Genomic DNA, 26,938 nt, shown 5'->3' with positions numbered 1-26,938 from the left:
TGTATGGTACAATAAATGATGTGGTGGCTTTAAAGAGGGATGATCCATGGGTGATAAGGTGGCGATTCGTTTTCAACCACAACGAGCTGAGATTGCAGTCGAACGCGGGCAAACAGTTCTTGAGGCTGCACGAATAGGGAAAGTCGGGCTCACGCATAAGTGTGGTGGGCATGGTACGTGTGGAACATGTAAGATTCAGATTGAAAGTAAGACACCTTTAGAGAGCCCAACAAAAGTTGAGCTTAGGCATTTGTCCGATAGTCGTCTTGAGATAGGCTTTCGTTTGGCATGTCAGTGCAAATTGACAGGTCCTGCAACAGTCATGATACCGGAAGATCCTTTGCGTCGTGTTGTACGTGAGTTGCTTGATGCACAACGGCAAGAGCGCCAACTATCTGTACTTGAATTTGAAGGACAGCCATTTGAGGCTGCAGATACGCGCGATTAGTATGATTGAAGTCACAGGAGCAGATCACATGCGCTCATCGCACATGTGATCTGCTCCTGTGTTTCTGGGGGTGAGAAGAGTGGTAGCGTACATCTATATCCTCGAGTGTTCAGATGGGACATACTACACTGGTTGGACAACACAAGTCGAGCGAAGAGTCGCCATGCACCAACGTGGAAAAGGCGCACGCTATACGCGCGCGCGATTACCTGTTACACTTTGTTATGTAGAGGAAGTAGCTGATCGCAGTTTGGCATTAAAGCGAGAATATCAAATCAAGCAATTATCACGGGTTGAAAAAGTGCGACTTATTGACTCTTCAAGTATAGGACTCGCTACTGAGATGATGGAGAATTGAAGAAACGTAGTTTTCCGTCTGTGTAAATGGTGGGATTCCTTGATAGGTGTCAACTGCCTCTGGACCAGCATTATATGCTGCAAGTGCAAGTGAAGTGTCTCCGTTATAACGATTTAATAATCCACTTAGATACTGCATTCCACCCTCTAAATTTGACACTGGATTATAAGCATTTGATACGCCGAGCATCTTGGCTGTAGAAGGCATGAGTTGCATTAATCCCATAGCACCTGAAGATGATGTAGCAGTAGAGGAAAATCCAGACTCTTGTTGTACAACTGCTGCCACAAGCTTTGGATCAAGTCCATAGCGCGGTGAAAGTTGGTTAATTAATGGCATAATAGAAGAAAACCCTGTCATTCCTGATGAATCTGGTGGGACGTTAGTTGGTTGTTGCGTTGTATCGGTCGAAACGATAGGATTACCAGGAATGCTATCTATAGGATCTGAAAGTAGAGATTGCCCTAATCCTGAAATCGAAGACATTTGACTAGGGTCAAAGTTTTGCATGGGTAGTGAAGGTAAAAGATTTAACAGATTGGAGTTTACTGAACCATCGGCTCCGTTACTGCCGCTTAATTGAGCAGAAAAATCACTTTCTAATTGCATAGTAAGCAGAGCTTCCAACAGCATAGCTGACTCCGCGGTGGAAGGGGACCATGGTGTTTGATTGCTTGAGGGTATGCTAGATTGATTTGCGGCAGTTAAATAACTTGCAAATGAGTTGGCAAGGTTAGATGTGGGTGTTGTTTTATTGCCAGTATTATTGGTGTGTGCCGGTGGCGTTAGATCGTTAACAATTCGCAAAACATTCACTTCCTTTTTTCTTTCCCCATGCTAGTAGACTCGATTATAATAAGTATGCAAGTAGTTTATCAAATGGCTGATGTGGCGTAAACCACAGATAGGAGATTGTATGCGGTTATTAAGAAAGTATTTTGTAAATGGTGTAATAACTATTGTACCGATTGGTATCGTCGTATGGGTTGTCGTCCAATTATTTAATTTCTTCGATAATATCTTAGGTAGCCAAATCACAACTATTGACCACCATTATATACCGGGTCTCGGATTGTTATTGACAGTGATTCTCATAACGATAGCAGGAGCACTTACGACACATTGGTTTAGTCGTACGCTATTTACGAGTGTGGATCATATGTTAAAGCGTGTTCCTTTTATTAAAAGTTTATATGGTCTAGTGAAAGATACGATTGAATCTGTGGTAGGTCAACGACATGCTTTTCAAAAGGTCGTATTACTCCATCTTCCAGGTTCCGATGTAGAGTTAATTGGTTTTCTCACGCGTTCAGAAGGTCTTGAAATGTTTACGCAAGAACAAGATGGCGTGCAAAGTGTTGAAAAAATGGCGGTTTTTATTCCTCAGAGTTTTCAAATGGCTGGCATAACAATACTTGTTCCAAAGGATCGAGTCAAAATTCTTGATTTACCTGTTGAAGAAGGAATCAAGTTTGTCTTTTCTGGTGGTTTATCGCGGCAACAAGAAATGAATCCGCAAGGACCTGCATTAACGCTTTTTCACATTTTTGGGGATAAAAAATCACCGCCACTCATTTGAACGATGTGGATAAGTCATGAGTCCTGACAAGGGTCACTGCTTTTTGTAGGTACTGTCTCGTCAGTGACCGTTCTTACATTGGCTTGTAGTGAACTGACAAGAAGATGCGCTAAGGGATCTACAAGTTCCTCAAGTGATTGACCATCTGGCTCGATTAACGACATCATCAAAACCTCGTGGATGGCACCAAGCCATGCGTATGCAGTCATCTGAACATTGAGTGGAGCTACAGATCCATCGTCAACGGCAGTTTGTAAATGTTTGGCGATAAGCGTTGCAAATGCGCGATGCGCTGCCATGACTTGCCGATCAAACGCCCGCCCTAGCCCCGTGGCCTCGATAAATAAGAGCCGTGTGGCTTTTTCGTGTCTTGAAAAGGTGCGCAATACAGTTTGTAATGCTCCTTCGATTTTATCTACAGCACCTTGTCGAACATCAATTGCATCGTCGACATCGCGTACAATCCGGTGTACAAGAGTTTGGAGCATAGCTTCAAAGATAGCCTTCTTACTTGGAAAGTGAAAATAGAAGGCGCCTTTTGATGTTTCTGATTCTCTTGCTATATCGTCGACTTGTGTATCTGTATATCCCTTTTCGGAAAATAAATCGACTGCCGCATCTAAAATGCGCTGTCGTGTCTGTTCTTTATCTCGCCGTTTGATAAGTCTTCCTCCTTGCTATTATTTCATTTGGAAACTATATCCTAATGTCAAAAATCTCTGACGTAATTCTTCAATATGTTCTTCGTTCCTTGTTTCTACAGCCATATCAACTTCTACATGCCCAAGGATAAGCGATTGCCCTAGTCGATGATGTTCGATAGAGACGATGTTTGCTCCCACATCAGCTACTGCTGCAACAAGGTTGGCAAGTGATCCAGGACGATCAGGAAGAGTAGTGACGAATCGTGCATGCCTTCCTGCTGCTACGAGCCCGTGTTCAATGATGCGAGAAAGTAGCATCATATCAACATTGCCACCAGATATGACAACAGCTACGTGTTTATTTTCAAAGGGAAGATGATTGGTTAAAATCGCAGCTAATGCAGATGCACTTGCGCCTTCAGAGACGACTTTGGAACGCTCCATGAGCATGACCATAGTTCTTGCAATGGCCTCATCTTCAACTACAAATACATCATCCACAAGGTTCTTCACTGTATCATAGGTTAAATTACCTGGCCGTTTGACTGCGATGCCGTCTGCAATCGTTGAAACAGTGTCAAGCGTTGTAATATCTCCTGCGTCTAGTGAGCGACGAAAACAGGCTGCACCAGAGGCTTCAACGCCGTATATCTTAATGTCAGGTTTGATGGCTTTGGCTGCAATGGCAATACCCGATATAAGCCCACCTCCTCCTATGGGCGCCACAATGGCATCTAGGTGTTGGTTCTGTTCAAGCAGTTCTAACCCAATGGTACCTTGACCTGCGATGACATCGGGATCATCAAAGGCATGAATAAAAGTGTAACCTGTTTCTTCTTGTAATTCTTTAGCTTTTGCATAGGCATCATCGTAACTTTGTCCATGCAAGACGATCTCAGCACCATAGCGGCGCGTAGCTTCAACTTTTGAAAGTGAAGCCATTTTTGGCATTACAATCGTACAAGGGATATTTAGTAGGCGGGCAGCATAAGCCACGCCTTGAGCGTGATTTCCAGCTGATGCGGCGATCACGCCGCGACTGCGCTCATCGGGTGCAAGTGCGGAAATTTTGTTATATGCACCACGAATTTTAAAAGATCCGGTACGTTGCATGTTTTCAAGCTTAAGATAAATATGATTGTGACTTAACTGACTGTACGTTTGTGAACGGTCTAAAGGCGTGGTGTCAATAACAGAAGCGAGCCGACTGGCCGCGGCTTGAATATCTGAGAACGTAACTTGCATGATTGATCCTCCCTAAATAGTTTTGCGCAAAATTGCATGACTACTTCATTTTAGGTCTTTGCGTGAGTCCTAGACTGTGTTACATTGTAGCAAAAACATGCGTAAGAAGGGAGGCAAGATTAGTTGGGAGAGCAAAAAGATGTGTTAACTTCAACTCTTTCTCTCGAAGAACGAGTGAGACGGCTAGTGCGACCAAACTTACATGTCATTAAGCCGTATGTTCCTGGTCGCCCGATTGCAGATGTGCAACGTGAATTTGGATTGCACGATGTGGTAAAACTCGCTTCCAATGAAAACCCTCTCGGGCCTTCACCAAAGGCACTTGATGCTATTTCAGACTTGCTTCTGGAGTTAAACCGCTATCCTGATGGAGCAGCTCAAGATGTGCGCACGGCAATTGCACAACATGTTCACTTACAACCTGAGCAAGTATTTGTAGGAAACGGATCAGATGAGATTATTAAAATGATTGCTGAGACGTTTTTACAACCAGGAGATGAAGTGATTGTTCCTTTTCCATCATTTGCACAGTATAACTTTGGTGCGCAAGTAATGGAAGCGAAGATTATTCCTGTTCCTTTAACTAAGCATTTTCAATATGACTTTTTAGCCATGCAGAATCAGATTACTGACAAGACCAAACTGATTTATGTATGCTCGCCCAATAACCCTACGGGTACGTGGGTAACACATACGCAAGTTAAAGAATTTCTGGAAAGCATCCCCGATGGGGTTATTGTCGTACTTGATGAGGCATATCTCGAGTATGTGGATACACCTGACCCATTGCGTTCATTAGAATTTGTGACAGAAGGTAAAACGGTTTTATCTTTACGTACTTTTTCAAAAATGTATGGCCTTGCAGGATTACGCCTTGGATACGCTCTAGGTGATGCAGGTCTAATTAAATATTTGCATCAAGTACGGGAACCCTTCAATGTAAATGCTGTGGCACAAGTAGGAGCAACTGCTGCACTACAAGATACGGAACATGTAATTAAGTGTAAAGTTGCGAATCACGAAGGCCGCTTGCAATATTACGAAGGTCTTACACAACTTGGTTTAGAGTATATTGAGACTCAAGGTAACTTTTTATTGGCTAAAGTGGGCAATGGAGTGCATGTATTTCAAGAGTTAGAGCGTCATGGTGTGATCGTACGTGCAGGCTTTCCTGGTCTTGATGAGTATATACGAATTAGTATTGGCACGGAAGAGGAAAATAGAAGATGTTTGCAAGCACTCGAACAAGCACTCAAAGAGATGTAAAATAGAGAAGTACAATAGAGATAAAATAGTTGTATAGAGAGAGGGAGTTTTGGAGATGGCTGAGGATCGATTAAGAGAATTACGTAACGAATTGGATGAAATTAATGACGATTTATTGTCCTTATTAAGTAAAAGAGCTGATATTGTTCAGCGCATTGGCCAGATTAAACAGGCGCGTGGGATGCTTACTTTTGATCCAGAGCGTGAAAAAGAACAACTTGATCACTTGGTTCAACAAAACCCAGGACCCTTTTCTGATGGTGCGATTCGTCATTTATTTAAACAAATTTTTCAGGTTTCACTTGGATTACAAGAAGAACAACGCAAACTACTTGTGAGCCGTTCTCGTACAACTGTTGACACGGTTGTGAGTGTGAAAGGAATAGAAATTGGTGGCGGAAAGCCAATTGTTGTAGCTGGGCCTTGTTCTGTAGAAACGCCAGAGCAGATGGAGAAAGTAGGCGCAGAATTACAAGCGCAAGGTATTCTTGTAATGCGTGGAGGTGCGTTTAAGCCACGGACGTCACCGTATGATTTTCAGGGTTTAGGAGAACCTGGGCTTCGTATGCTTAAACAGATAGGTCAAAAATATGGAATGGCCGTTGTTTCTGAAATTGTAAGTCCAAATGACGTAGAAATGGCTATACAGTATGTGGATATGATTCAAGTAGGGGCACGTAATATGCAGAATTTCGAGTTGTTAAAAGCGGTGGGTAGCACACGCGTACCTGTTCTTTTAAAACGTGGGTTATCTGCTACTATTGAAGAGTTAATCTATGCGGCTGAGTATATCGCTTCTCGGGGAAATGAAAAGATTGTACTGTGTGAGCGGGGGATCCGCACATATGAAAAGGCAACACGTAATACTCTTGATATCTCTGCTGTTCCGATCCTTAAACAAGAGACACATCTACCGGTGTTAGTAGATGTCACTCATTCCACAGGGCGCAAAGATATTATGACTCCAGTGGCGAAAGCCGCACTAGCAGTTGGAGCGGATGGAGTGATGGTTGAGGTTCATCCTGATCCAACAGTTGCTTTGTCAGATGCTAAGCAACAAATGAATTTTGCGGAGTTTGAATCATTTATGGCTGAGCTTCGTCAGAGTCATATGATCCCTGATCTTGAGGCCATTGTAAATCGCGGCTAGTTTTCATGATCGTAGCCATAGACAAATGCAAACAGAGTAGCCACATCCTATGTGGCTACTCTGTTTGCATTTGTCACAAACTAATCATTAACCACTTCTATAAGTGGTTGATCATGAGAGATAAAAATGGGAAACTAAATATGCAAAATAAAGTATATATAGTATTTTTATGGAGGAATGGTTTATGTACGTCGATTTGCTGATCAGTAACGATAAACCTGATCAGGATTCTACCCAGAGGGTATTTTTTTCATGGCTGTCTAATGATGAGATGTCTAGCGTTATACGTAACATCATCATGGAGTGGGGGAGGGTTGTTGGGTATAGTGAAAATCAACGCGCATTGAGTGACGTCCAGTTTCGCATATGGGAAAGTACGATGCGACTTGCCCCTTTTCCTATGATCGGGATCATCACTAAAAATAATACAAAAATCGGTTTGGTCTGTGCATCAAATTGGGCAATTGCTTCTTGCATATATATTGAGCATCTCGAAGTAGCTCCTACTGTACAGCATGAAATAGAGCGGTTAACATTAAGTGAAACATTATTGCGAGCAGTGATTGATTGTAGCATGGATTGCGGATATCACGGGTGGATTGCGTTTTCACCAAGGAACATGAATGTAAGTTTTTACACACAACTGGGGTTCTCTAAATATGATGAATTCACTTACCGAAGAATGGGCTATTATTCAAATGTGCAACTTCCACTCGTATAACCGAGTGGAAGTTTATATAGTAAGTTTGGAGAAACGGTTAAGCCCAAGGTTTATGTACCATAAGGTATCCTATTCCTCCGAGTAGTCCTAAAGCCGCTCCCATGACACAGTAACTTTCTACACGCAAAAGTTTTAATTCATCACGAGCGTATAATTTTTGGCTGTCTGCGATGATCCGCAGTCTGCGAAAAACAATGCCGCGAATGAGTAAAAAGACCAGTATGTATAGTAACATGGAAACAAGCAACCACATTTGCAATAATAATTTCCACGAAGTTACTACAAGTAGTAACGCTCCAGTAATCCACATGGTGTAGTTAGCGATGCGGTCAGTTACTTGATAACGCCGAAAAAATGATTGCACGCTTTCCACATCTTTTAGTCTCGGAATCGTGAAGAAGACGCTTATTTTTGCCAATACTGCGAGTAGATGTACGGATAATATAGAATAGAATAACATATCGAGCCTCCACTAATTGCTTATGTACATTTGTCCGTACAACAGTTTAGCACATTCTGAATTGATTTGGGAGTGAGTGAAGTTTTCATGCATATATCTATACAACCTGAAACGAAAAGGATCCTACATCATTATCACTCCTTGAGAATTTTTGAGGTAGCTGGTAATGCAGGATGAGGAATGTCAGAACAGGTGAGGATCGCCTGTATGATTGGGTCAAAAGATGATGTATACTGGGAAGAAGATGGACTTAGTATTTATGTCACCCCGAGCGTTCGACAGTATTTCGGAGAATATCTTATTTTACGAGGTACAAAGACATTTATTTTGTCTAATGGCGAAGAGTCGGTTTATCTCGGTACGGTGGATCCATCGTAAAGCAAAAAAATGTTGCCTATATCCTGCAACCTTTTTGTATTGCGAGCGTAGATACTGTTAGGAGATTAAGGGAGGTTGGGTGAGTATGGCGTTATTTAAAAGGATTCGCGATATCACAGCTGCATCGGTTAATGATATATTAGATAAGGCAGAAGACCCAGTGAAGATGGTCAATCAATTCTTGCGAGATATGGAATCGGATATTAACGAAGCAGAAGGTGCAGTAGCAAAGGAAATTGCTGTAGAAAAACGATTTTTAGAGCAACGTAACGAAGCGCTTGCCATCGTAGCAAAGCGTCAGGAACAAGCTGAAAAAGCCTTGGTACTTGGCAATGAGGATCTTGCACGCAAAGCACTTCAAGATAAAAAAGAACAGCAAGAAAAAGCTGATGCCCTTGGTCAGGAGTATGATAAGGCAAAAGCTCTCTCTGATAATCTACGAATGAAACTTGATGAAATGAAAAACGAGTATCAAAAGATGAAAAGTAAACGCGAGATGTTGGTCGCTCGTGCAGAAGCCGCTAAGGTTCAAACACAAGTCAACCATGCATTAAATGGATTTAACTCTGACAGTGCAACTCGCGGTTTTCAACGGATGGAAGAACGAGTCAATGTCATGGAGTCGCAAGCACAAGCAAGTGAAGAAATGAGACATCAAAAACCTTCATTAGACGACGAATTTAAACAACTTGGCGATAGTGAAGTCGATGATGAGTTGGCCGCATTGAAATTAAAGCTTGCGCAAAAGGCAGATGCCTAATTAAAGCAAGGATACTGCACATGCCGTATTCCCATTGCGTACATGTATTGAGTGTGCGTGGGTATGGCACGTGCAGTTTTGTATTTCATAAAGGGCGATACAATTGCAGTTTACTCTAGTTATTCCTCGAGTTGGTTACCTGGCGGTTCACTACCTGGTGGTGGAACTGTGCCGCTAGAAAATGCTGGATTCTCATCTTTAAATGCAGATGTGACTTGCTGCTGTGGTTCCCATGGTGTTACTTTTCCTAATCGATCGTGAGGATATAGGGAGGCACCATATGGTCCTTCTGGGAACTCCTCGTTTTGTATGGTTTGCCACGTATTCGTGATGTACCTTAATTCATTGGTCAATTTTTCTTGATGGCTTTTATCGTTGTTTTGAACCATGCAAACTCCCTCCTCCATTAAATAGGTGTAAAACACTCAGGTACAAGTTTATTGCAGTATGAAAAAACATAAATGTCTGCGTCTGCGTATAGGTTGCCCTAAAAGAACAAAAAACAAAAGAAAAAGTATTGAAAAGGAGAATAGATATGGTCTTTGGAAGCCAATTGGGCATGTTGTGGCTGGTCTTTTTTTTGGTTTCAGGTTGTTCTTGGCTGATGTATGTATTAATTGTGAAGCAACAAAATAGGCGATTGAAAACAGATGTGTTATTACAACTACGTGGTGCTAGAGGTATCGCAGTTACTTCGATGCAAGAAGGTGGAGGAGGATTTGTACGGATTGGTAGCGATATTTGGCCTGTAGTCGCATTAGGGATACAATGTTCTAGTATCTCTGCAGGCCAATTTGTTCGTATTCAAGATATTCGAGACAATCAGTTCATTATATCGGGGATAGAAGAATAATCATGCAATTGCACTTGTAACATGGTGCAATTTATAGGGATTGAAGAAATTTATGTGATGGATGAGGAATGGGTGATCGTTTGACAACGTCATGGGAAGAGTTACGCGCAAAATTAGCATTACTTCCAGAGAAACCGGGATGTTACCTGATGAAGGATGCAGATGGGAAAGTCATCTATGCAGGTAAAGCGAAAGTGCTGAAAAATCGAGTGCGATCTTATTTTACGGGCAGTCATGACGGAAAGACCCAACTCCTCGTGAGCCACATTGTGGATTTTGAATATATTGTAACTGATACTGTCGCAGAGGCACTGGTTTTAGAATGTAATCTGATTAAACACTACAGTCCACATTATAATATTATGTTAAGAGATGATAAAACATATCCATATATCAAGATTACGCGTGAAGAGCATCCACGCTTAGAAATCGTGAGAAAGATTCAGAAAGATAAAGCGGCTTATTTTGGCCCCTATCCAAATGGAGGAGCGGCATCTGAAACAAAAAAACTTTTAGATCGGTTATACCCATTGCGCAAATGTAAAAAACTAAAACCCAAGGTCTGTCTTTATTATCACATTGGACAATGTTTGGCACCTTGTGAATTTATTGTAGAAGAACAAACATATCAACAACTAGTAAAAGAAATTACTGATTTTTTGAATGGTGGATATGAGGCGATTACAGCTGATTTAGTTAAAAAAATGGAACATGAAGCAGAAGCAATGAACTTTGAACGAGCCGCTGAGTTACGTGATTTAGTGATACACATTGGACGTGTCATGGAGACACAAAAAGTAACGCATGCAGATCGCGTGGATCGTGATGTGTTTGGCGTTTATGCAGACAAAGGGTACATGAGCATTCAAGTGTTTATTATCCGTCAAGGAAAAATGATCGAGCGTGCTGCATCTGTTTTCCGATATCACAGTACAGAATCTGAAGATATTTCGTCATATATTGCACAGTTTTACTTTGATAATCCGGATGTGCCAAAGGAAGTATGGATTCCTGAAGATGTGGAATTGGATGGATTTCAGGAGTTTTTAGGTGCTAAAATCATGCAACCCAAACGCGGTAAAAAATACGATTTAGTTGAATTGGCTACTAAAAATGCAAGGCTTGCACTTGAAGAAAAGTTTCGATTGATGGAACGGGATGAGCGCAGAACAGTGAGTGCCATGCAGGAATTAACAGATGTACTTGGGCTTCCTGAACTTCATCGCATAGAAGCGTTTGATAACTCCAATACGCAAGGAACAGATCCCGTGGCTGCTATGGTTGTTTTTGTGGATGGACAGCCAGCGCGAAATGAATATCGTAAATTTAAAATAAAAACAGTTATTGGTCCTGATGACTATGCCTCTATGCGTGAAGTCATTCGAAGGCGGTATACGCGTGCTTTAAAAGAACAGCTAACACTACCTGACCTCATCATGGTTGACGGTGGTAAAGGGCAAATTGCGGCCGCTATTGATGTATTAGAAAATGAACTATCGCTAGACATCCCTGTCTGTGGTCTTGCGAAAGATGATAGACATCGCAGTCATCAATTATTTTTAGGAGAGGAACTTGATCCAGTAGCATTAGATCATGGAACATCAGCATTTCATTTATTGCAGCGGATTCAAGATGAAGTGCATCGTTTTGCAATTACATTTCATCGTGGGACTCGACAAAAAAATTCATTGCACAGCTTATTGGACGAGATTCCTGGTATCGGGGAAGCACGACGAAAACAATTATTAAGACACTTTAATTCTCTTAATGAGATGAAAAATGCACCGCTCGAAGAGTTTCGTAAGGCAGGTATTGGGGATCGATTGGCACGCCAAATTGTTGCGCATTTACAATCATCGTAAATGCTTTTAAAATATTTATAAATTAATTTCTCATTTCGCGAGATTCCATTAGTAATACCTATGCTTTTCAAAAGGTTACGTTAGGTCCATGGGGATTGGTCGTACCGCTTGCAGCAAAAGCAGATGTTACATTGCCGCTTGATCGTATGGCGCGTTTGGCTCTTGCAAAAGATGCCAATGCTATTGTAACTGTTGATGATGTCAGTGGATTGTCATGGAGCGCCAGCATTCCTGTTTCATAGTAACGAATAAGTTGTTTTAAAACCATTGACTTAAAAAGTCACAGTGTGATAAAGTGATTCAATAATAAATTTAAAATTAAATACTCTTATCGAGAGTGGCGGAGGGACTGGCCCGACGAAGCCCGGCAACCGTCCTTTGCATATGCAAAGGAAAGGTGCCAATTCCAGCAGAACGTTGTGTTCTGGCAGATAAGAGGGAGACGTGAGCGATTGGCACCCCCTCTTTTACTAAGAGGGGGTGTTTTGATATGGGATTTATTGATATAAAGAATCAACCTCCTTTCAAGTTTTCAGTGGCTCAGCTGCATGATTACCAGACGGAGTTTGGAGAATTAATGGTACAAATCAATGTTGCGTATGAGACTTACGGTACACTGAATGCACAGGGAACTAATGCGATTTTACTATGCCATGCACTAACAGGTGACGCGCACGCTAGTGACGATGCCAATGGAACTGGGTGGTGGGAACCACTTGTGGGACCCCATCGAACGATAGATACAACTCGTTATTACGTTATTTGTATGAATGTACTTGGGGGGTGCTCAGGCACGACAGGACCTGCAAGCATCAAGCCATACAGTGATCAAGTATACGGCCAAACGTACCCAGTAATCACAATACGCGATATGGTACACGTGCAATATCGCGTATTACAACAGTTAGGCGTAAAACAATTGCATGCGGTGATAGGTGGATCAATGGGTGGCATGCAAGCACTAGAGTGGTCAATTATGTATCCGGACATTGTTGAACACGCTGTGATTATTGCAGCAAATGCAGAGTTTTCTGCTATGGGACTCGCATATAACGAAGTGATGCGGCAGGCCATTACCAGTGATCCTGAGTATGCGGATGGCAACTATGCTAATCTTGGGAAGTTTCCTGAAAATGGTATGAGGATTGCTCGCATGGTTGGCATGATCACATACAGAACAGCCAAATTATTTGACGAACGATTTGGCCGCTCATTCTCAGATCAACATCTATTTGATCCTGAAGTAGGAAGATATTTGCGATATCAAGGCGATAAATTTTTGGCGCGGTTTGATCCCCAATCCTATTTAACATTACTGCGTGCAATGGACTTACACGATATTGGCACTGAACGTGGTGGAATAAGCGAAGCCTTTAAAAAAATTCGAGCGGAGTTGCTTTGGATTGGCATTCGCGATGATCTTCTTTATCCACCCGAAAAAATCAGAGAAACAGTAGCAAAGGCGCAAGCCAATGGTGTGATTGCCTCATTTGCAGAGATCGACAGCGATTATGGACACGATGCATTTTTATTGGAATTCGAACAACTAGAAGCACTCATTTCTCCTTTTATCAATCAATTGTATTTGGGTGAACAGGCATTGTAGGAGGATGAAAAGAGAAAATATGAAGACGATACATGTAGGCTTATTTGGTTTAGGCACAGTAGGTGCAGGCGTGGTGAAGTCGCTGATCACTAATGAAGAGCATATTGCGAGTAGAACTGGTTTTCGAGTGCAAGTTAAGCACGCATTAGTGCAATCTTTTGTAAAAGAACGTTCGGTGAGCGTTCCAGCTGAGTTTTTGACGATGGACGCGCAAACTATTTTAGTGGATCCTGATATATCGATTGTGGTAGAAGTGATGGGTGGGGTTGAGCCTGCACGCACGTATATTTGTGCAGCACTGCTCGCACGTAAGCATGTCGTTACTGCAAATAAGGAACTCCTTGCGAAGCACGGTCCTGAGCTGATGGCTCTAGCTGCTCACATGGGAGTGCGGTTGTTATTTGAGGCTAGTGTAGGCGGTGGGATTCCTATTGTTCGAACATTACAGGCGTATCTCACAGCCAATCGAGTATCCTCTATTCGAGGAATTCTCAATGGTACATCCAACTATATGTTAACTCAAATGCAAGTCAAACAAGTAACATTCGCTGATGCATTGATGGATGCACAAAGATTAGGTTATGCGGAAGCAGATCCACAAAGTGACGTAGAAGGATATGATGCAGCCTATAAGTTGTTAATACTTTCTAATATGGTTTTTCCCGTTCAAAGTACGCTAAACGATATAAAGCGTAAGGGAATCGTCGACATTACACCGGATGACATCGATTTTGCTAGTCAAGTAGATTGTGTTGTGAAACTGATTGCACAAGCCTCTTATGTAGACGGTTGTGTTCATTTAGATGTTTCTCCTAGACTGATTGATCGGTTAGATCCTCTAGCTACAGTTCGAGATGTTTTTAATGCAGTCACGGTTAGCGCGGATGTTGTGGGAGATCTCACGTTTATAGGGCGTGGTGCAGGAGAAATGCCAACTGCGAGCGCGATTATTGAAGATATTGTAGAAGTTTTGCGCTCCCCACGGACAAGCGTACAACCATTAGAACAACATAAAGCGGTTGGACAAGACGAGCAGGTAGAGTTTTTGAAGCGTAAAGAGTACTATGTTCGAATTGATTTGGCAAATCCTATATCCAATGATCGGATCAATGAAGAGATGCGTGTGTCCTTTCGTGAATCAGAAAAGGTTATACAAATAGGACATTCTAAACATCAATTGTCTCATGGATTTCTTATAGCTACTGAGGATGAAGAGCGCATTTTACTTTTTGTAAGAAAGCTGAAGGCCATTAAATGTGTTGTATTCCCGTACGAAGGGGATAAACTAAGCATTTTACCCGCTCAAGCGATGGTTTTGTAAAGAACGTAGCCAGAGTTAAAAATAGTTGCAGGTAGGGGTGTTGTCCTTGACATTGTCATTCCAATATCGCTACAATTTAGAATGCATGCATAGGCATTAATGCAATGGTTAGGAAGGGGGCTAGTCGGTGTCTACTGTAACTGCCAATCATCGTGACTTTTTATTTCGCCGACTTCATACACTCGCTGGAGTAGTGCCAGTTGGTTTGTTTTTGATTGAGCATTTTTTCACCAATGCAACAGCGACGGAGGGACCAGCCGCTTTTAATAATGCGGTTAACACGATTCAACATATTCCATATTTACATGTGGTCGAATTTGTATTTATCTTTCTTCCGCTGATTTATCATGGGGTATACGGACTTTATGTAGCATTTACATCGGGATATAATGCACAACAATATTCGTGGCTTAGAAACCGGATGTTTGCGCTACAACGTATCACTGGGGTTATAACATTTATTTTTATTGTCTATCACTTATGGACGACAAGGTTTAGTGGGCATGAACCGAATTTTAATTTTGTACATACCCTTGTATCTGATCCAATTAATTTTTGGATTATGGTTATCGGCGTCGTTGCTTCTACATTTCATTTTTCAAATGGATTGTGGTCTTTTATGGTTCATTGGGGTATCACAGTGGGGCCGCGTGCACAGCGTATCTCTGCAGTTGTGTTGATGGTATTTTTTGTTTTAATGGCGTTTGTTGGGATTGATTCGTTGATCGCTTTTGTGCAAACTGCGTAAGGGCGCTGTGGAATGGCTCAACCTGTTTAGGGGGAATGTAACATGGCTTCGCAACGAATTATCGTTGTGGGTGGCGGACTTGCGGGTCTTATGGCCACAATCAAGATTGCAGAATCAGGGATTCCAGTGGACTTGTTTTCATTGGTACCTGTCAAACGTTCACATTCAGTGTGCGCGCAAGGTGGAATTAATGGTGCTGTAAATACAAAGGGAGAAGGCGATTCTCCTTGGGTACACTTTGATGACACAATTTATGGCGGGGACTTTCTGGCCAATCAGACACCTGTCTTAAATATGTGTGAAGCAGCTCCAGGTGTGATTCACTTACTAGATCGCATGGGTGTCATGTTCAATCGTACACCTGAAGGATTACTTGATTTTCGCCGTTTTGGAGGCACAAAACATCACCGAACGGCTTTTGCAGGAGCGACGACAGGTCAGCAAATGTTATACGCACTCGATGAACAAGTACGCCGATTTGAAGCGGGTGGACTTGTTCAAAAATATGAGGGCTGGGAGTTTACAAAAGCTGTAATCGATGAAGATCAAGTATGTCGCGGGATTATTGCTCAAGATTTACGGACAATGGAAATCAAGTCGTTTGCGGCTGACGCAGTCATTCTTGCCACTGGTGGAAATGGAATTATATTTGGCAAAAGCACGAACTCTATTATCAATACTGGTACTGCAGGTTCTTCTGTTTATCAGCAAGGGTTGACATATGCAAACGGGGAATTTATTCAAATTCATCCTACAGCCATTCCTGGTGATGATAAGTTGCGGTTGATGTCTGAATCCGCACGTGGTGAAGGTGGACGCATTTGGACGTATAAGGATGGTAAGCCGTGGTATTTCTTGGAGGAAAAATATCCTGAGTACGGTAATCTTGTACCTCGTGATATAGCCACAAGAGAAATTTTTCATGTTTGTATTGATGAAAAACTTGGTGTCAATGGCGAGAATATGGTGTATTTAGATTTATCCCACATTCCGGCAGCTACACTTAATGTGAAACTTGGTGGCATCCTAGAAATTTACGAAAAGTTTGTCGGAGATGATCCGAGGAAAGTACCTATGCGTATTTTTCCAGCAGTACATTATTCGATGGGCGGACTTTGGGTAGATTTTGAACAGATGACGAAGGTAAAAGGTTTGTTTGCATGTGGCGAGGCTGAATATCAATATCATGGAGCGAACCGTCTTGGGGCAAACTCATTATTGTCATCGATCTACGGTGGCATGGTGGCTGGACCATCTGCTGTTCGTTATATTCATGGATTGAGTAAGTCTGTTGATGCTATGTCAAATACTACATTTGAACGATATCGTCAAGAAGAGCAAGATAAGTATGAGTCCCTTCTAAAAATGGATGGCACAGAAAATCCGTATGTGATTGGTCGAGAACTTGGTCAATGGATGACTGACAATGTTACGGTTGTTCGTTACAATGATCGCTTGAAAAAGACGGATGATAAGATTCAAGAACTTATGGAGCGATACAAACGGATTGGGATGGCAGACAAGTCTAAATGGCAAAACCAAATGGCGCCTTATACGCGTCAGTTATGGAATATGCTCGAACTTGCGCGTGTTATTACGATTGGTGCATTGTTGCGCGATGAGAGCCGCGGGGCTCACTATAAGCCGGATTTCCCGACACGCGACGACGAGCGGTTTCTTAAAACAACACTCGCCAATTGGACGCCTGATGGTCCTAAAATCACTTATGAAGAAGTCGATGTCTCTTTAATTCGTCCGCGGGAACGCAGGTATGATGTGAGCAAGGAGGCGACGGTCTAATGAGTGCGATTGAACAAGACGTACAATCAAAGAAAAAAAATATTCGCTTACTCATTGAACGGCAGGATGATCCCAATAGTCCTTCATACACGGAAACATTTGATATCCCTTGGCGACCGGGAATGAATGTCATCGCGGCGTTGATGGAAATTCAACGTAATCCCGTGAATGCTCGTGGTGAGAGTGTACGCCCGGTCACTTGGGAGTCCAATTGTTTAGAAGAAGTATGTGGAGCTTGCACTATGGTTATTAATGGGAAGCCACGGCAGGCATGTTCGGCATTGCTCGATCAACTTACGCAACCTATTCATATCAAGCCTATTCGGACATTCCCTGTAGTGCGTGATCTTGTGGTGAATCGTTCACGCATGTTTGACGCATTAAAACGAATTAAAGCCTGGATTCCAATTGATGGTACGTATGATTTGGGTCCTGGTCCGCGCATGCCAGAAGTAGATAGAGAATGGGCGTACGAACTAGCAAAGTGTTTTACATGTGGTGCTTGTGTTGAGGCTTGCCCGAATGTGAACGAAAAGACTTCTTTTATTGGTCCATTTGCAATTTCACAAGCGCGCTTATTCAATACTCATCCAACAGGAGCCATGCACAAACAAGATCGTTTTGAGGCACTAATGGATGAAGGTGGTATTCATGAATGTGGCAATTCGCAGAACTGTGTGCAGGTATGTCCAAAAGGCATTCCTTTAACCACATCGATTGCTGCGATGAACCGTTCTATTGATGGGTATGCATTTTCAAGCTGGTTAGGGAGATAAATAGATTTAGATATGTTCGATACATCTGGCTTTATCGTTGACCTTAAGCATGTCATGCTTAAGGTTTTTATTTATCCACTAAAATGGGAACGATTGTCTAGAACTTTTTTATTCTTTCCTGCATTTTCTATTGATATAAGGTGTGATGGTCATAGCCCAATATCAAATTCTTGTTGCACACCCTTTTTTATTGACTCATACAATACGATAACTGTATCCCTGAACCTTGTGAATGCGAACTGGAGCAAGGAGGGATAGGATAAAGTGTCCGCCGTAAGGGATGTGCGTGCAAAGTCACTCCTGACAATTCGTGAGAGAGAAGTGTTTGAACTCCTAGTACAGGATAAGACGACAAAGGAGATCGCAGAAACGCTTTTCATAAGCGAAAAGACAGTACGTAACCATATTTCTAATGTGATATGGTCATTGGTGTGAGATAAAACGCTAAAGCCTTTATATAGCATGTGGATGGATCTTATCTACCCTTGACCTTGACATAGCTAATCTTAGATTCTAGTATTGATAAGCGTAATAAGGATCTATTATCGGAGGATTAGTTATGCCATATTATTTATTGAAATATTTAAGCGTACATACGGTTGAGCAATTTTATTCATTATTACTCGCTACGGTTGGATTTCTCATTTTAATGATTGTATCCATCGTCTATATGGTTGGTCTAAGGAAGGCACGCATAGTAGAGCAGAACACCATTGAATTGAAAAATTCGTTTTCCGCTCTCAATACAGCGAATGAACATGGGATGCTAGAGGAGCAACGATCTAAGAAAGTGCATGTGTATTTACTGGGTAGATCTTTTTTATGGTATGGATTAGCCGCACTTTGGTTTATTGATGGGCTATTACAAATTCAACCACCGATGGCTAGTAGTATGTTTGTGGATATGGTGTTGGCACCAGTCTTAGCAGGACAACCTGCATTTTACTTACGGATGATGGGCCAAGGAATTCAGTTATGGACTGATCATCAGTTACTATCGGCAGTATTTGCGGCAATTATTCAGTTAGCTATTGCTGTCCTGCTCTTTGTGGGTAAAGATAAGTGGCTTGGGAAAGCAGGTTTATGGATCTCAATTTTCTGGGGATTGCTTGTCTGGATTTTTGGTGAAGGGCTAGGAGGCATTCTAACAGGGAATCCATCCTTTATTACAGGGAGTCCTGGTTCAGTTACTCTCTATGTTGTTTCTGCTATTTTTCTTCTAATGCCAATGAAGTTGTGGATAACAGGCAAAATGGGGAGAGTAGAACGAGCGTTTGTATCACTTTTTTGGTTTATTTGTGCTTTATGGCAAATAGTTCCTTCTGATGGCTTTTGGAATGCAAATGGTATATCCTCGCTATTTGAAAACTCGATCTCTACGCCACAACCAGCTATTCTTCAAGTGCCAATTCAATCGATTTCTTCGATTGCGACGCAAGCAGCGGTGCTATGGAATGGCATTTTTTCATTCGTGATGTTGTTACTTGCGGTTATATTTTGGTTTAAAATCGCTAAACGATTTACAATGATCCTTACTTTTACCTGGCTTTTATTTACGTGGTGGGTAGGACAAGATTTTGGTGTTGTGGGCGGTGTAGGTACTGATCCTAACACTTCTCCAATCTTCGCCCTGATCATTGCATCGTTGTGGGTACAGGATAGTGTGGATATACCAGCTATTTTTCTTTGGTTAAAAACATTTTTAGCAAAAGTAGAGAAGTCTCTTGCACCTGTTGTTCGCAGGGCTCCGTTACTCTATAGTGCACTAGCTACCATGATGTTAATCGTGAGTCTTCATCTGTATGATATTCCCGCACAAGGTGATACCACACTGAAAAACATTGAACAATATGCTAATCAAAGAGATCACTTTTCTAATCGCGGATTGACAAAAAAGTGGATGACGATTGACGCTAGAAAAAAACAAGTGCATATCCTGTTAATCGCTACTCAAACGGCACTTGGTGATATTGACTTTGATGGATATGCCAATGGATATATGACAATTGTTGTCCCGGTGGGGTGGACTGTTTTTGTCCTGTTTAAGAATGAACAATCCTTAGTCTATAATAGCGCGATGATCGTACCCTTTCGTGAAATTCAAGCAGGCGCTTTTACTCCTGCATTTAAAGGAGCATCAACTGTGAATCCCACAGTAGGAATACCATATGGACAAGAACAAGATTTTCAGTTTAAGGCAATACACACTGGAAAGTATGGAGTGGTATCTGCTGTCTCTGATGGTCAAGAAGATTCTGGCATGTGGGATGGTTTCGACGTTTCAGCGTCTGCCAAAAGCCCTTATATTACAGCTAAATAATGTCCATATGAATCGCATGCTACTATTCGATAGAACTTAGCATGCGATTCATAGTGCCAATGTTACTTGCAAGTCTAACAAATATCTCTTCTAGTGCAGGTGGTATATGGTTCGTATGGACATGTATAGCATCTTCTATTTCTTTCAACTGTACAGAGGTCTCTATAGTATTGAATTGTGTGTTTGTTGTAGCTATCATTCGTGCGACCAATAATTGTTCCAAGCTATTTAATGCGGCTTCAGTAGCCGCAATAAAATGTTGTACATCAGGTTGCTCTATATATGGTGCCAGTATCGTATCAGAATTTGCTTCTAAGGCAACTAGTGTGTCTGCAAAACGATGTAATCCAGTGAGAAGCCCCATGATATTGACAACAGGTAGTTTGAGTTGCACTGGTTCTGCCAGTGCTTGTTCTACAACGGTTACCGTATTCGTGCGGGCTAAACGTGTATTTTTGCGGTACTTCGATGTATTAGAATCGAGATGAAATACTGCATGAAAGTATTTCTGTTCTGCAACAATGAGCCGGTTAAAACTTTCCGGAACATTTCTTCGTTGCCATGTCGGCCATATTGCATATGCAACAAATGCTAATATGCCGCCAATTGCTGTATCGATCAGACGATCCATTGCCGTAGCAAGTGGTGCGCTTTGTTCGAAAAATGATAGCAGTACAACTACTTCAGCCGTTAATAAAGTGGTATAAATTGTATAGTTGAAATTAATGGTCGTATAGAGTGCCCACGCAAAAAGTACGACAAGTGAAAGTCCAAGTAGATGGTGAGAGTCAGGAATAAATATCATGAATAGAGTTGTGAAAGCTACACCTAAAAGAGTGCCGAGAATCCTTGCAGATCCTCGACTAAACGTTGTGAAAAAATCAGGCTTTAAAATAATGAGAGCGGTTAGTGGGATCCAGTAACCGCGCGGTAAGTGTAAGAAACGGTAAAGCAATACAGCTACTGTAAGTGTTCCTGAAAGTCTGATGGCATGTCGAAAAGCAGATGAGCGCAGTGTTACATTGGCTTTTAAAGTAGAGGACACGTCATGGATGACAGATAAAGTAGACCTTCTCAGTGTAGGCATTTCTTTTGTTGTCATTGTTATCTCAAGTGAAGGTTGACCGGAAGTAATAAAGTTACTCATGTCAAGTAAACGGCTTATGAGGTCGTTTAGACGTTCTTTTAGTTCTTGTGCTCGATCCTCATGGTCTAGCGTAGAGATCATAGTAGTGGAAATAAGCTTTTGTAACTGAGATACAGAGTCCGCAAAAGACGGATCAACGAGTGCATTCTTCTTGATAATGGGGCTGACTTTTGCAAGAATCTCACTCACCTGCTGCAAAACAGTGCGAATAAGATGTTGGTAGAGTTCAATATGACTTACACGTTCGGCATGGGTGCCATGTTCTCTATGCATAAAAAAAGCTCCATCTAAAGCTACAATATCGAGGCGTAAGCGTTCTGCTATATCTAGAAGATGAGACAAGTGATACCAATAACTTGTTTTCAGAGAAGAATCTTTTAATGATGAATTGGCTATGAGGAATGACCTTGCAACAAGTACATCTGCATCGCGTGTACGAGCTTTGGCATAGGCGGATAATGCCTTAAAGACAGTAGCTACGTCAGAAGCTTCAGTTGGAGATGGACGCACTGCATTATCAATCATCATAAGGATGATTTGGATCAGCGCTCCTGCTGCTACAAGTAGTCCTTGATAGAATGCATGCAGTGGTGTTTCGGGAAAGTTTGCAATCAGAATGAGGGAGTTTGTAGAGAGCAGCCCAATTTGTGCAGCTTCAGGACTTACAGCGACTAATAATCCAGCGATGAATCCACTGATCATCATGACAAATACTGCAAACCATAAAATATTGCCTGTGGCCGCACCAATAAATGTGGCCACGCTCATCCAAACAGCTGTTAATAGCATCGTGCGCAGACGTTTGCGATAGGTGCCTGTCATGGATGCAAAACCTGCTACGAGAGCACCTACCGCCCCCCCTAGTCCGTAAAGGATATGCCCACATAGCACTCCTGCGATGAGAGGCAGCGAGATTCCTAAAGCATTGCGCAATGCCTGACGCCATGTGATTTGTCCCATGTCTAACCGAAGTAACGAGTTTATGTAGCTCATTCTTTTTTTCTTTTTCAATGGTTAATCATCCTTTGGTATACAACCGGTGCGAGATCGCTCAGTCCTCTATCATGATCATTCTACTTATCATAAGACATTGTCATGCGTGTGCTTAGTATACAAAACAAAGCTATGTCTGTCATGTAGTGCAGTCTAGTATGCTTACATTGGATAGTTGTAAAACGGACGGTTGAGGCTTCTTATGCAATCGTGTACTCTTAGGTAGATAAGATGGATAAAAAACCATTAGAACAGGGGAGAGAGTCTATTTGAATCCATTTGTTTTTGCTTGTATCACCCCTCATGGATCAGAAATCATTGAGGAATTGGCTAAGCCGTACCCGGAACTCATGAAAAAAACGCGTCTTAGTATGGAGAGTTTAGGCGCCTCGATGAAACAGTCCAACCCGGATACGATCATTGTACTTACACCACATGGTACACGGATTGATGAACAATTTGCCATAGTTAATTGTGAACATATGTTTGGCGAAATGGAGGATTACGGAGCAAAGATATCCATGGACAGAAAAGTAGATCGGATGCTTGCAGGCGCTATCGCAGATCATGCAAAGAAAAAAGGACTTCCGGTAGCTACTTTAGGCTTTGCTACGAGTGAAGGACCGTTATCCTGTATGCCACTAGACTGGGGTGTCGTAGTACCACTTTATTTCATGCCAGAAACGTCTATTGTCGTGATTACTCCATCGCGATCACTTAGTTTTGAAGATCACTTACTATTTGGATCTGCAATGGCTGAAGCTGTTGCACAGTCTGGTAAACGTGTTGGTCTTATTGCTAGTTGCGATTGGTCTCACGCTCATGACGAAACAGGACCGTATGGATTTCATGAAGCGGCAAGACAATTGGATGAGCAAGTAGTTACACTTTTACACACTGCACATTTGGAGGGAATGATGCAGTTTGAGCCTGAGTTTATTGAACATGCTAAACCAGACGGTATTTGGCAAGCATTAATGCTAGCTGGGGCGATCGCTCCCAATGAGCGCAAGGTAGAGTTCCTTTCCTATGAAGTGCCCACTTACTTTGGCCTCATGTGTTGTGCGTTTCATTAAGATTAACAATGATTTGTGCTATACTTACTTTTGATAGCTAACTTCCTAATGTCCACTGTGACATTTTTATAAGGGCCGAATTCGTTTTGTAAACGAAACGGGGGAACCACGATTCTGGGGTGAGTAGAGAGGGTTGTGCCCACAATCCTCTCTTAGGCGAATGGCTCGCCGAACCCGTCAGCTAACCTCGTAGGCGAATAGTAGGAATGTCATCGCCATTCTACATATTCCGATGACTTGTTTACCTCATGATCTGAATTCAAACCACGGGTGCCATGTGGTTATTTTCACACGTTTTAAAAAAGGGGGCAGTCTCGAGAATGCATACTGGATTAAAAAAAGATCTATCATTTCTTGACTTAACGATGGCTTCTGTAGGAGGAATTATCGGCTCTGGATGGTTGTTTGGGGCACTCTATGCGGCCCAAGATGCTGGACCTGCTTCGATTGTGTCTTGGATCATTGGGGGAATTGCAGTTCTCTTTATAGGATTGGTATATTCTGAGTTAGGGGGTATGCTCCCGGAGTCTGGTTCAATTGTGCGTTATCCTCATTATAGCCATGGACACGTAACAAGTTTTATCATGGGGTGGGCGGCGTGGATTGCCTATTCCTCTGTGCCAGCAGTGGAGGCGGAAGGTGTGATGCAATATGCATCGCATTGGTTTCCACAACTTTGGAACTCGCATACCAATCTCTTGACAGGTTTTGGTCTTACCTGTGCGGCCATTTTAATGTTTGGATTTTTCTTAGTGAACTATTTTGGTGTGCGTTACTTTGCAAAGGTCAATACAACGATTACCTTTGTGAAATTTATCATGCCAACGCTAACAATTATTATCTTTTTGTTTACAGGATTGCATTGGGGTAACCTTACTTCTGCTGGTGGGTTTGCTCCTGAAGGTAGCTCTGGTATTTTAGTTGCGGTAGCAACATCAGGAGTCGTGTTCGCTTATTTAGGATTTCGCCAAGCGCTTGATTTAGCTGGGGAAGCACGTAATCCGCAACGAGATGTACCTCTTGCGTTACTCATTTCTATTGTTGTTGGAGTCGTTTTGTATGTTCTCTTACAATTAGTCTTTGTTGCCGGTGTTAGTCCGTCAGCACTTTCTCATGGATGGCCAAGCGTGTCATTTAACGCACCATTTGCACAATTGGCTGTCAGCTTAAATTTAGGGTGGATGGCAGTTCTGTTATATGCAGATGCCATTATTTCACCTGCAGGAACTGGGAATGTTTACATTGCCTCTACGACAAGAGTTTTATATGCATTGGCTAATAACGGGTACTTTCCACGTGCTTTAGCAAAGGTTGATCAACGCACAGGTGTACCATATGTAGCGCTTATTTCAGCTTTTATTTTAGGATTAATTTTCTTGTTACCATTTCCCTCATGGCAATCTCTAGTCGGATTAGTGTCATCTGCAACAGTCTTTACGTATATCATTGGACCGGTATCACTTACTGTGCTGCGTAAAACAGCAAGTGATGCAATCAGGCCATACCGCCTAGCAGGAGCGAGTATTATTTCTCCGCTTGCCTTTGTTATTGGATCGTTAATCATTTATTGGACTGGTTGGGCCATTGATTCTAAGCTATTGATTGCACTTCTTATTGGCATCATTTTGTATGGGATTTTTTCATTGTTGCTGCCAAGTGAAATCGAACGTCCAAGTGGTCAATCGTTCAAAAGTGGGATTTGGCTAATTCTATATTTACTTGTCATGCTTTTCTTTTCATATGCTGGATCAACTAAACTTGGCGAGTTGAAAAATTGGATTGCTTATCCATGGGACATGGTGATTGTCGCCATGACTTCACTTGTATTTTTTTACGTTGGCGTACAGAGTGGGTATCGTACAAAAGACGTAGAAGAGGCTCTAGAAGCGGTTGAACAATCGCGTCAAGAGCGCACGGCATTACTGTAACATAGCATCAAATAGACAAGACTACGGCGTATTGATCACAATGGGTACGCCGTAGCCTATCTAGGAGGAAGAACACGAAAGACAAATCCTTGTTTACGCAAATCGCGAATAATAATGGGAAGTGCAAGTGCGGTGAACTGACTTTGTGTAATGCCATCGTGAAATAGGATGACTGAACCTGGTTTTACTTGTTTTTCTACGAGAGAGATAATCGATTCTTTTGTTGTGGCTTTCCAATCTAATGAATCTACATCCCAACGTTTAATGGGATGACCACATTGTTGAATGATGGCGTTTTTTTGTGAATCGAGCGCTCCATAAGGTGGTCGATAATAGAGAGGACGGATACCGCCTGCGCGAATAATTGCATCATCTGCTTTACGTATTTGTTCTTGAATCGTCGTTGCATTGGCGAGGGCAAGATTCTGGTGGTCATATCCATGACTTCCTATCTGATGACCTTCCCGAATTTCACGTCGAATGATGGGTGGGCATTCAAGTGCACGATAGCCTAAAATAAAAAAAGTAGCTTTGCAATGTTCTTTACGCAGAATATCTAAAATAGGAGGGGTGTATTGTAAAGAAGGACCATCGTCAAAAGTTACATAGAGCGGTTTTACCTGTGTTTTAGCACTGCTAAAAGGTGTTAAGAACATAAAAACCGCAAGAATAAAGACACATGTAGTAGTAACATACCGCATCCATTCATAACACCTTTCTGGCTAGAATCAGCATATCACTACATACATTTCCCCGTGTTCACGCTTTTTATGAATTTCTTTGTACAAGAAAGCAGTTAGTAATACATGGTGGCATGGATGATCGTCGAAAAAGATGGTTCTAGAGCATGTAAGCGCACAGTATGTACGTGTGAACGACGATTGATATTTTGTGTAATGAGAAGAGTATCATTTTTTTCTAATTGAAAATGTTGAGTAGCTATGGGTAGTTGTGGTGTAGATATTCCACTCACGGAAACAGAAGCAGCGTCATGGACGCAGAAAAATGCATCTGTCCGTATTCCATACGAACGATGTTGATCATCTGATAAGTGTACTGTCTGTGGATTTTTCTGTAGATCCAGAGCGGCTAGTCTACCGAAACAATTTGATGACATCATCAAATTGAAGTCGCGAGCTTGTCCTTTACTATGCGTAGTCCACGATCCGTCAAACTCATCTTGTGCGAACGGCGTCAAATGTTTGTGGTGATGATGTTCATGTGTAAGAGACATTGCTCCTTCTAGTATCAGTAGTTTTCTGCGAATTCCAGGTAGGGGAGTGAAGGTAGATTGATCTGCTGTGACTGTTGCATAGCTCAGCCTCCATATAAACGATCGTGATGTATACTCACTATCTCTTGGATATATAGCTATCTGAGTAGTCTCGCCTCCAGCCCATATGTTTGTGTGGTAGTCCCTTTTGCGAATCCATTCTATGGATTCGTCATCTAACAAGTTATGAGTCATCATGGGTAACTACATGCTCCTTAAAAATCGT

General features: G+C 42.0%; 28 protein-coding genes, 1 pseudogene and 2 riboswitches. Of the genes and pseudogenes, 20 read left to right on the top strand and 9 right to left on the bottom strand.

What is annotated here, in order from left to right; genetic code table 11:
* The first annotated feature begins 46 nt into the window (after positions 1-46).
* Positions 47-448, top strand: a complete 402-nt coding sequence (locus MM817_RS07560; RefSeq protein ID WP_241713276.1) for a 2Fe-2S iron-sulfur cluster-binding protein — start codon at positions 47-49, stop codon at positions 446-448.
* A gap of 79 nt (positions 449-527) precedes the next feature.
* Positions 528-806, top strand: a complete 279-nt coding sequence (locus MM817_RS07555; protein ID WP_241713275.1) for a GIY-YIG nuclease family protein — start codon at positions 528-530, stop codon at positions 804-806.
* On the opposite strand, the gene MM817_RS07550 is transcribed toward MM817_RS07555, so the two are convergent.
* Positions 768-1,613, bottom strand: a complete 846-nt coding sequence (locus MM817_RS07550; protein ID WP_241713266.1) for a lytic transglycosylase domain-containing protein — start codon at positions 1,611-1,613, stop codon at positions 768-770. The genes MM817_RS07555 and MM817_RS07550 overlap by 39 nt on opposite strands.
* A gap of 109 nt (positions 1,614-1,722) precedes the next feature.
* On the opposite strand from MM817_RS07550, the gene MM817_RS07545 reads away from it, so the two are divergent.
* Positions 1,723-2,385, top strand: a complete 663-nt coding sequence (locus tag MM817_RS07545; RefSeq protein WP_241713264.1) for a DUF502 domain-containing protein — start codon at positions 1,723-1,725, stop codon at positions 2,383-2,385.
* Between the two features lie 14 nt (positions 2,386-2,399).
* Here the strand turns inward: MM817_RS07545 and MM817_RS07540 are convergent, their stop codons facing one another.
* From MM817_RS07540 to ilvA, 3 genes and pseudogenes are all read right to left on the bottom strand, one after another.
* Positions 2,400-2,873, bottom strand: coding sequence for a TetR-type transcription factor C-terminal domain-containing protein (locus tag MM817_RS07540; RefSeq protein WP_241713262.1), 474 nt, complete (start codon positions 2,871-2,873; stop codon positions 2,400-2,402).
* A 9-nt stretch (positions 2,874-2,882) separates the two neighbouring features.
* A pseudogene (locus MM817_RS17405) lies at positions 2,883-3,011 on the bottom strand (helix-turn-helix domain-containing protein); the annotation flags it as partial.
* A gap of 54 nt (positions 3,012-3,065) precedes the next feature.
* Entirely contained in the window at positions 3,066-4,274 is a 1,209-nt protein-coding gene (gene ilvA, locus MM817_RS07535; RefSeq protein ID WP_241713259.1) for a threonine ammonia-lyase, read from the bottom strand.
* Positions 4,275-4,397: 123 nt separating this feature from the next.
* Here ilvA and hisC point away from each other — a divergent pair, with 123 nt between their 5' ends.
* From hisC to MM817_RS07520, 3 genes are all read left to right on the top strand, one after another.
* A complete protein-coding gene (hisC, locus tag MM817_RS07530; protein ID WP_241713257.1) occupies positions 4,398-5,540 on the top strand; it encodes a histidinol-phosphate transaminase in 1,143 nt (380 codons plus the stop codon).
* A gap of 55 nt (positions 5,541-5,595) precedes the next feature.
* Complete coding sequence (locus MM817_RS07525) at positions 5,596-6,690, top strand: bifunctional 3-deoxy-7-phosphoheptulonate synthase/chorismate mutase (protein WP_241713255.1); 1,095 nt, start codon at positions 5,596-5,598, stop codon at positions 6,688-6,690.
* A 184-nt stretch (positions 6,691-6,874) separates the two neighbouring features.
* Positions 6,875-7,411 carry a hypothetical protein gene (locus MM817_RS07520; protein WP_241713253.1) on the top strand — a complete coding sequence of 179 codons (537 nt, stop codon included), beginning with the start codon at positions 6,875-6,877 and terminating at the stop codon, positions 7,409-7,411.
* 37 nt (positions 7,412-7,448) lie between these two features.
* Here MM817_RS07520 and MM817_RS07515 read toward each other — a convergent pair whose 3' ends face one another.
* On the bottom strand, positions 7,449-7,871 hold the full coding sequence (locus MM817_RS07515; protein WP_241713251.1) for a DUF2269 family protein: 423 nt from the start codon (positions 7,869-7,871) through the stop codon (positions 7,449-7,451).
* A 180-nt stretch (positions 7,872-8,051) separates the two neighbouring features.
* Here MM817_RS07515 and MM817_RS07510 point away from each other — a divergent pair, with 180 nt between their 5' ends.
* Both MM817_RS07510 and MM817_RS07505 read left to right on the top strand, forming a co-directional pair.
* Positions 8,052-8,249, top strand: a complete 198-nt coding sequence (locus MM817_RS07510) for a hypothetical protein (protein WP_241713249.1) — start codon at positions 8,052-8,054, stop codon at positions 8,247-8,249.
* An 85-nt stretch (positions 8,250-8,334) separates the two neighbouring features.
* Complete coding sequence (locus tag MM817_RS07505; protein ID WP_241713247.1) at positions 8,335-9,009, top strand: PspA/IM30 family protein; 675 nt, start codon at positions 8,335-8,337, stop codon at positions 9,007-9,009.
* Between the two features lie 119 nt (positions 9,010-9,128).
* On the opposite strand, the gene MM817_RS07500 is transcribed toward MM817_RS07505, so the two are convergent.
* A complete protein-coding gene (locus MM817_RS07500) occupies positions 9,129-9,398 on the bottom strand; it encodes a hypothetical protein (RefSeq protein WP_241713245.1) in 270 nt (89 codons plus the stop codon).
* A 146-nt stretch (positions 9,399-9,544) separates the two neighbouring features.
* On the opposite strand from MM817_RS07500, the gene MM817_RS07495 reads away from it, so the two are divergent.
* The 10 genes from MM817_RS07495 to MM817_RS07450 all read left to right on the top strand — a co-directional run bounded on the left by MM817_RS07495 (position 9,545) and on the right by MM817_RS07450 (position 20,295).
* Entirely contained in the window at positions 9,545-9,862 is a 318-nt protein-coding gene (locus tag MM817_RS07495; RefSeq protein ID WP_241713243.1) for an NfeD family protein, read from the top strand.
* A gap of 68 nt (positions 9,863-9,930) precedes the next feature.
* Positions 9,931-11,724, top strand: a complete 1,794-nt coding sequence (uvrC, locus tag MM817_RS07490; protein WP_241713241.1) for an excinuclease ABC subunit UvrC — start codon at positions 9,931-9,933, stop codon at positions 11,722-11,724.
* 32 nt (positions 11,725-11,756) lie between these two features.
* Positions 11,757-11,966 carry a TQO small subunit DoxA domain-containing protein gene (locus tag MM817_RS07485; RefSeq protein ID WP_336605158.1) on the top strand — a complete coding sequence of 70 codons (210 nt, stop codon included), beginning with the start codon at positions 11,757-11,759 and terminating at the stop codon, positions 11,964-11,966.
* An 83-nt stretch (positions 11,967-12,049) separates the two neighbouring features.
* Positions 12,050-12,162, top strand: a riboswitch (SAM riboswitch).
* A gap of 52 nt (positions 12,163-12,214) precedes the next feature.
* Entirely contained in the window at positions 12,215-13,330 is a 1,116-nt protein-coding gene (gene metX / locus MM817_RS07480; RefSeq protein ID WP_241713236.1) for a homoserine O-acetyltransferase MetX, read from the top strand.
* Positions 13,331-13,334: 4 nt separating this feature from the next.
* Positions 13,335-14,651 carry a homoserine dehydrogenase gene (locus tag MM817_RS07475; RefSeq protein WP_241713234.1) on the top strand — a complete coding sequence of 439 codons (1,317 nt, stop codon included), beginning with the start codon at positions 13,335-13,337 and terminating at the stop codon, positions 14,649-14,651.
* A gap of 127 nt (positions 14,652-14,778) precedes the next feature.
* Complete coding sequence (locus MM817_RS07470) at positions 14,779-15,399, top strand: succinate dehydrogenase cytochrome b558 subunit (protein ID WP_241713232.1); 621 nt, start codon at positions 14,779-14,781, stop codon at positions 15,397-15,399.
* A 42-nt stretch (positions 15,400-15,441) separates the two neighbouring features.
* Positions 15,442-17,199 (top strand): succinate dehydrogenase flavoprotein subunit, encoded by a 1,758-nt coding sequence (sdhA, locus tag MM817_RS07465; RefSeq protein WP_241713230.1) that lies wholly within the window; start codon positions 15,442-15,444, stop codon positions 17,197-17,199.
* Positions 17,199-17,975, top strand: coding sequence for a succinate dehydrogenase iron-sulfur subunit (sdhB, locus tag MM817_RS07460; protein ID WP_241713228.1), 777 nt, complete (start codon positions 17,199-17,201; stop codon positions 17,973-17,975). Before sdhA ends, sdhB begins: the two co-directional genes overlap by 1 nt.
* Before the next feature lie 264 nt (positions 17,976-18,239).
* Positions 18,240-18,410 carry a LuxR C-terminal-related transcriptional regulator gene (locus tag MM817_RS07455; protein ID WP_419723374.1) on the top strand — a complete coding sequence of 57 codons (171 nt, stop codon included), beginning with the start codon at positions 18,240-18,242 and terminating at the stop codon, positions 18,408-18,410.
* A 124-nt stretch (positions 18,411-18,534) separates the two neighbouring features.
* Positions 18,535-20,295: a sulfocyanin-like copper-binding protein gene (locus MM817_RS07450; protein WP_241713226.1), complete on the top strand. Its 1,761-nt coding sequence runs from the start codon at positions 18,535-18,537 to the stop codon at positions 20,293-20,295.
* 22 nt (positions 20,296-20,317) lie between these two features.
* Here the strand turns inward: MM817_RS07450 and MM817_RS07445 are convergent, their stop codons facing one another.
* A complete protein-coding gene (locus MM817_RS07445; protein ID WP_241713224.1) occupies positions 20,318-22,453 on the bottom strand; it encodes an FUSC family protein in 2,136 nt (711 codons plus the stop codon).
* 251 nt (positions 22,454-22,704) lie between these two features.
* Here MM817_RS07445 and MM817_RS07440 point away from each other — a divergent pair, with 251 nt between their 5' ends.
* Entirely contained in the window at positions 22,705-23,511 is an 807-nt protein-coding gene (locus MM817_RS07440) for a class III extradiol dioxygenase subunit B-like domain-containing protein (protein ID WP_241713221.1), read from the top strand.
* 63 nt (positions 23,512-23,574) lie between these two features.
* Positions 23,575-23,721, top strand: a riboswitch (cyclic di-AMP (ydaO/yuaA leader).
* A gap of 110 nt (positions 23,722-23,831) precedes the next feature.
* The gene (locus MM817_RS07435; RefSeq protein WP_241713219.1) at positions 23,832-25,439 is read left to right on the top strand and encodes an APC family permease; all 1,608 of its coding nucleotides are present in this window, start codon (positions 23,832-23,834) and stop codon (positions 25,437-25,439) included.
* A 56-nt stretch (positions 25,440-25,495) separates the two neighbouring features.
* Here the strand turns inward: MM817_RS07435 and MM817_RS07430 are convergent, their stop codons facing one another.
* Together MM817_RS07430 and MM817_RS07425 are read right to left on the bottom strand one after the other, a co-directional pair.
* Entirely contained in the window at positions 25,496-26,140 is a 645-nt protein-coding gene (locus MM817_RS07430) for a polysaccharide deacetylase family protein (RefSeq protein WP_241713217.1), read from the bottom strand.
* 95 nt (positions 26,141-26,235) lie between these two features.
* Positions 26,236-26,910, bottom strand: a complete 675-nt coding sequence (locus MM817_RS07425; protein ID WP_241713208.1) for a HutD/Ves family protein — start codon at positions 26,908-26,910, stop codon at positions 26,236-26,238.
* Between the last annotated feature and the right edge of the window lie 28 nt (positions 26,911-26,938).

The sequence above is a fragment of the Sulfoacidibacillus ferrooxidans genome (assembly GCF_022606465.1).
GTDB lineage: Bacteria > Bacillota > Bacilli > Alicyclobacillales > SLC66 > Sulfoacidibacillus > Sulfoacidibacillus ferrooxidans.
The sequence above is the reverse complement of the archived record's forward strand: the minus strand, read 5'-3'. Positions and strand labels throughout refer to the sequence as shown.

What these genes read in the sequence shown, in the direction of transcription:
- MM817_RS07560 (WP_241713276.1), top strand. Translation starts at nt 47, where the DNA reads ATGGGTGATAAGGTGGCGATTCGTTTTCAACCACAACGAGCTGAGATT.
- MM817_RS07545 (WP_241713264.1), top strand. Translation starts at nt 1,723, where the DNA reads ATGCGGTTATTAAGAAAGTATTTTGTAAATGGTGTAATAACTATTGTA.
- MM817_RS07540 (WP_241713262.1), bottom strand. Translation starts at nt 2,873, where the DNA reads ATGCTCCAAACTCTTGTACACCGGATTGTACGCGATGTCGACGATGCA.
- ilvA (WP_241713259.1), bottom strand. Translation starts at nt 4,274, where the DNA reads ATGCAAGTTACGTTCTCAGATATTCAAGCCGCGGCCAGTCGGCTCGCT.
- MM817_RS07525 (WP_241713255.1), top strand. Translation starts at nt 5,596, where the DNA reads ATGGCTGAGGATCGATTAAGAGAATTACGTAACGAATTGGATGAAATT.
- MM817_RS07520 (WP_241713253.1), top strand. Translation starts at nt 6,875, where the DNA reads ATGTACGTCGATTTGCTGATCAGTAACGATAAACCTGATCAGGATTCT.
- MM817_RS07515 (WP_241713251.1), bottom strand. Translation starts at nt 7,871, where the DNA reads ATGTTATTCTATTCTATATTATCCGTACATCTACTCGCAGTATTGGCA.
- MM817_RS07510 (WP_241713249.1), top strand. Translation starts at nt 8,052, where the DNA reads ATGTCAGAACAGGTGAGGATCGCCTGTATGATTGGGTCAAAAGATGAT.
- MM817_RS07505 (WP_241713247.1), top strand. Translation starts at nt 8,335, where the DNA reads ATGGCGTTATTTAAAAGGATTCGCGATATCACAGCTGCATCGGTTAAT.
- MM817_RS07500 (WP_241713245.1), bottom strand. Translation starts at nt 9,398, where the DNA reads ATGGTTCAAAACAACGATAAAAGCCATCAAGAAAAATTGACCAATGAA.
- MM817_RS07495 (WP_241713243.1), top strand. Translation starts at nt 9,545, where the DNA reads ATGGTCTTTGGAAGCCAATTGGGCATGTTGTGGCTGGTCTTTTTTTTG.
- uvrC (WP_241713241.1), top strand. Translation starts at nt 9,931, where the DNA reads ATGGGTGATCGTTTGACAACGTCATGGGAAGAGTTACGCGCAAAATTA.
- metX (WP_241713236.1), top strand. Translation starts at nt 12,215, where the DNA reads ATGGGATTTATTGATATAAAGAATCAACCTCCTTTCAAGTTTTCAGTG.
- MM817_RS07475 (WP_241713234.1), top strand. Translation starts at nt 13,335, where the DNA reads ATGAAAAGAGAAAATATGAAGACGATACATGTAGGCTTATTTGGTTTA.
- sdhA (WP_241713230.1), top strand. Translation starts at nt 15,442, where the DNA reads ATGGCTTCGCAACGAATTATCGTTGTGGGTGGCGGACTTGCGGGTCTT.
- sdhB (WP_241713228.1), top strand. Translation starts at nt 17,199, where the DNA reads ATGAGTGCGATTGAACAAGACGTACAATCAAAGAAAAAAAATATTCGC.
- MM817_RS07450 (WP_241713226.1), top strand. Translation starts at nt 18,535, where the DNA reads ATGCCATATTATTTATTGAAATATTTAAGCGTACATACGGTTGAGCAA.
- MM817_RS07435 (WP_241713219.1), top strand. Translation starts at nt 23,832, where the DNA reads ATGCATACTGGATTAAAAAAAGATCTATCATTTCTTGACTTAACGATG.
- MM817_RS07430 (WP_241713217.1), bottom strand. Translation starts at nt 26,140, where the DNA reads ATGCGGTATGTTACTACTACATGTGTCTTTATTCTTGCGGTTTTTATG.
- MM817_RS07425 (WP_241713208.1), bottom strand. Translation starts at nt 26,910, where the DNA reads ATGATGACTCATAACTTGTTAGATGACGAATCCATAGAATGGATTCGC.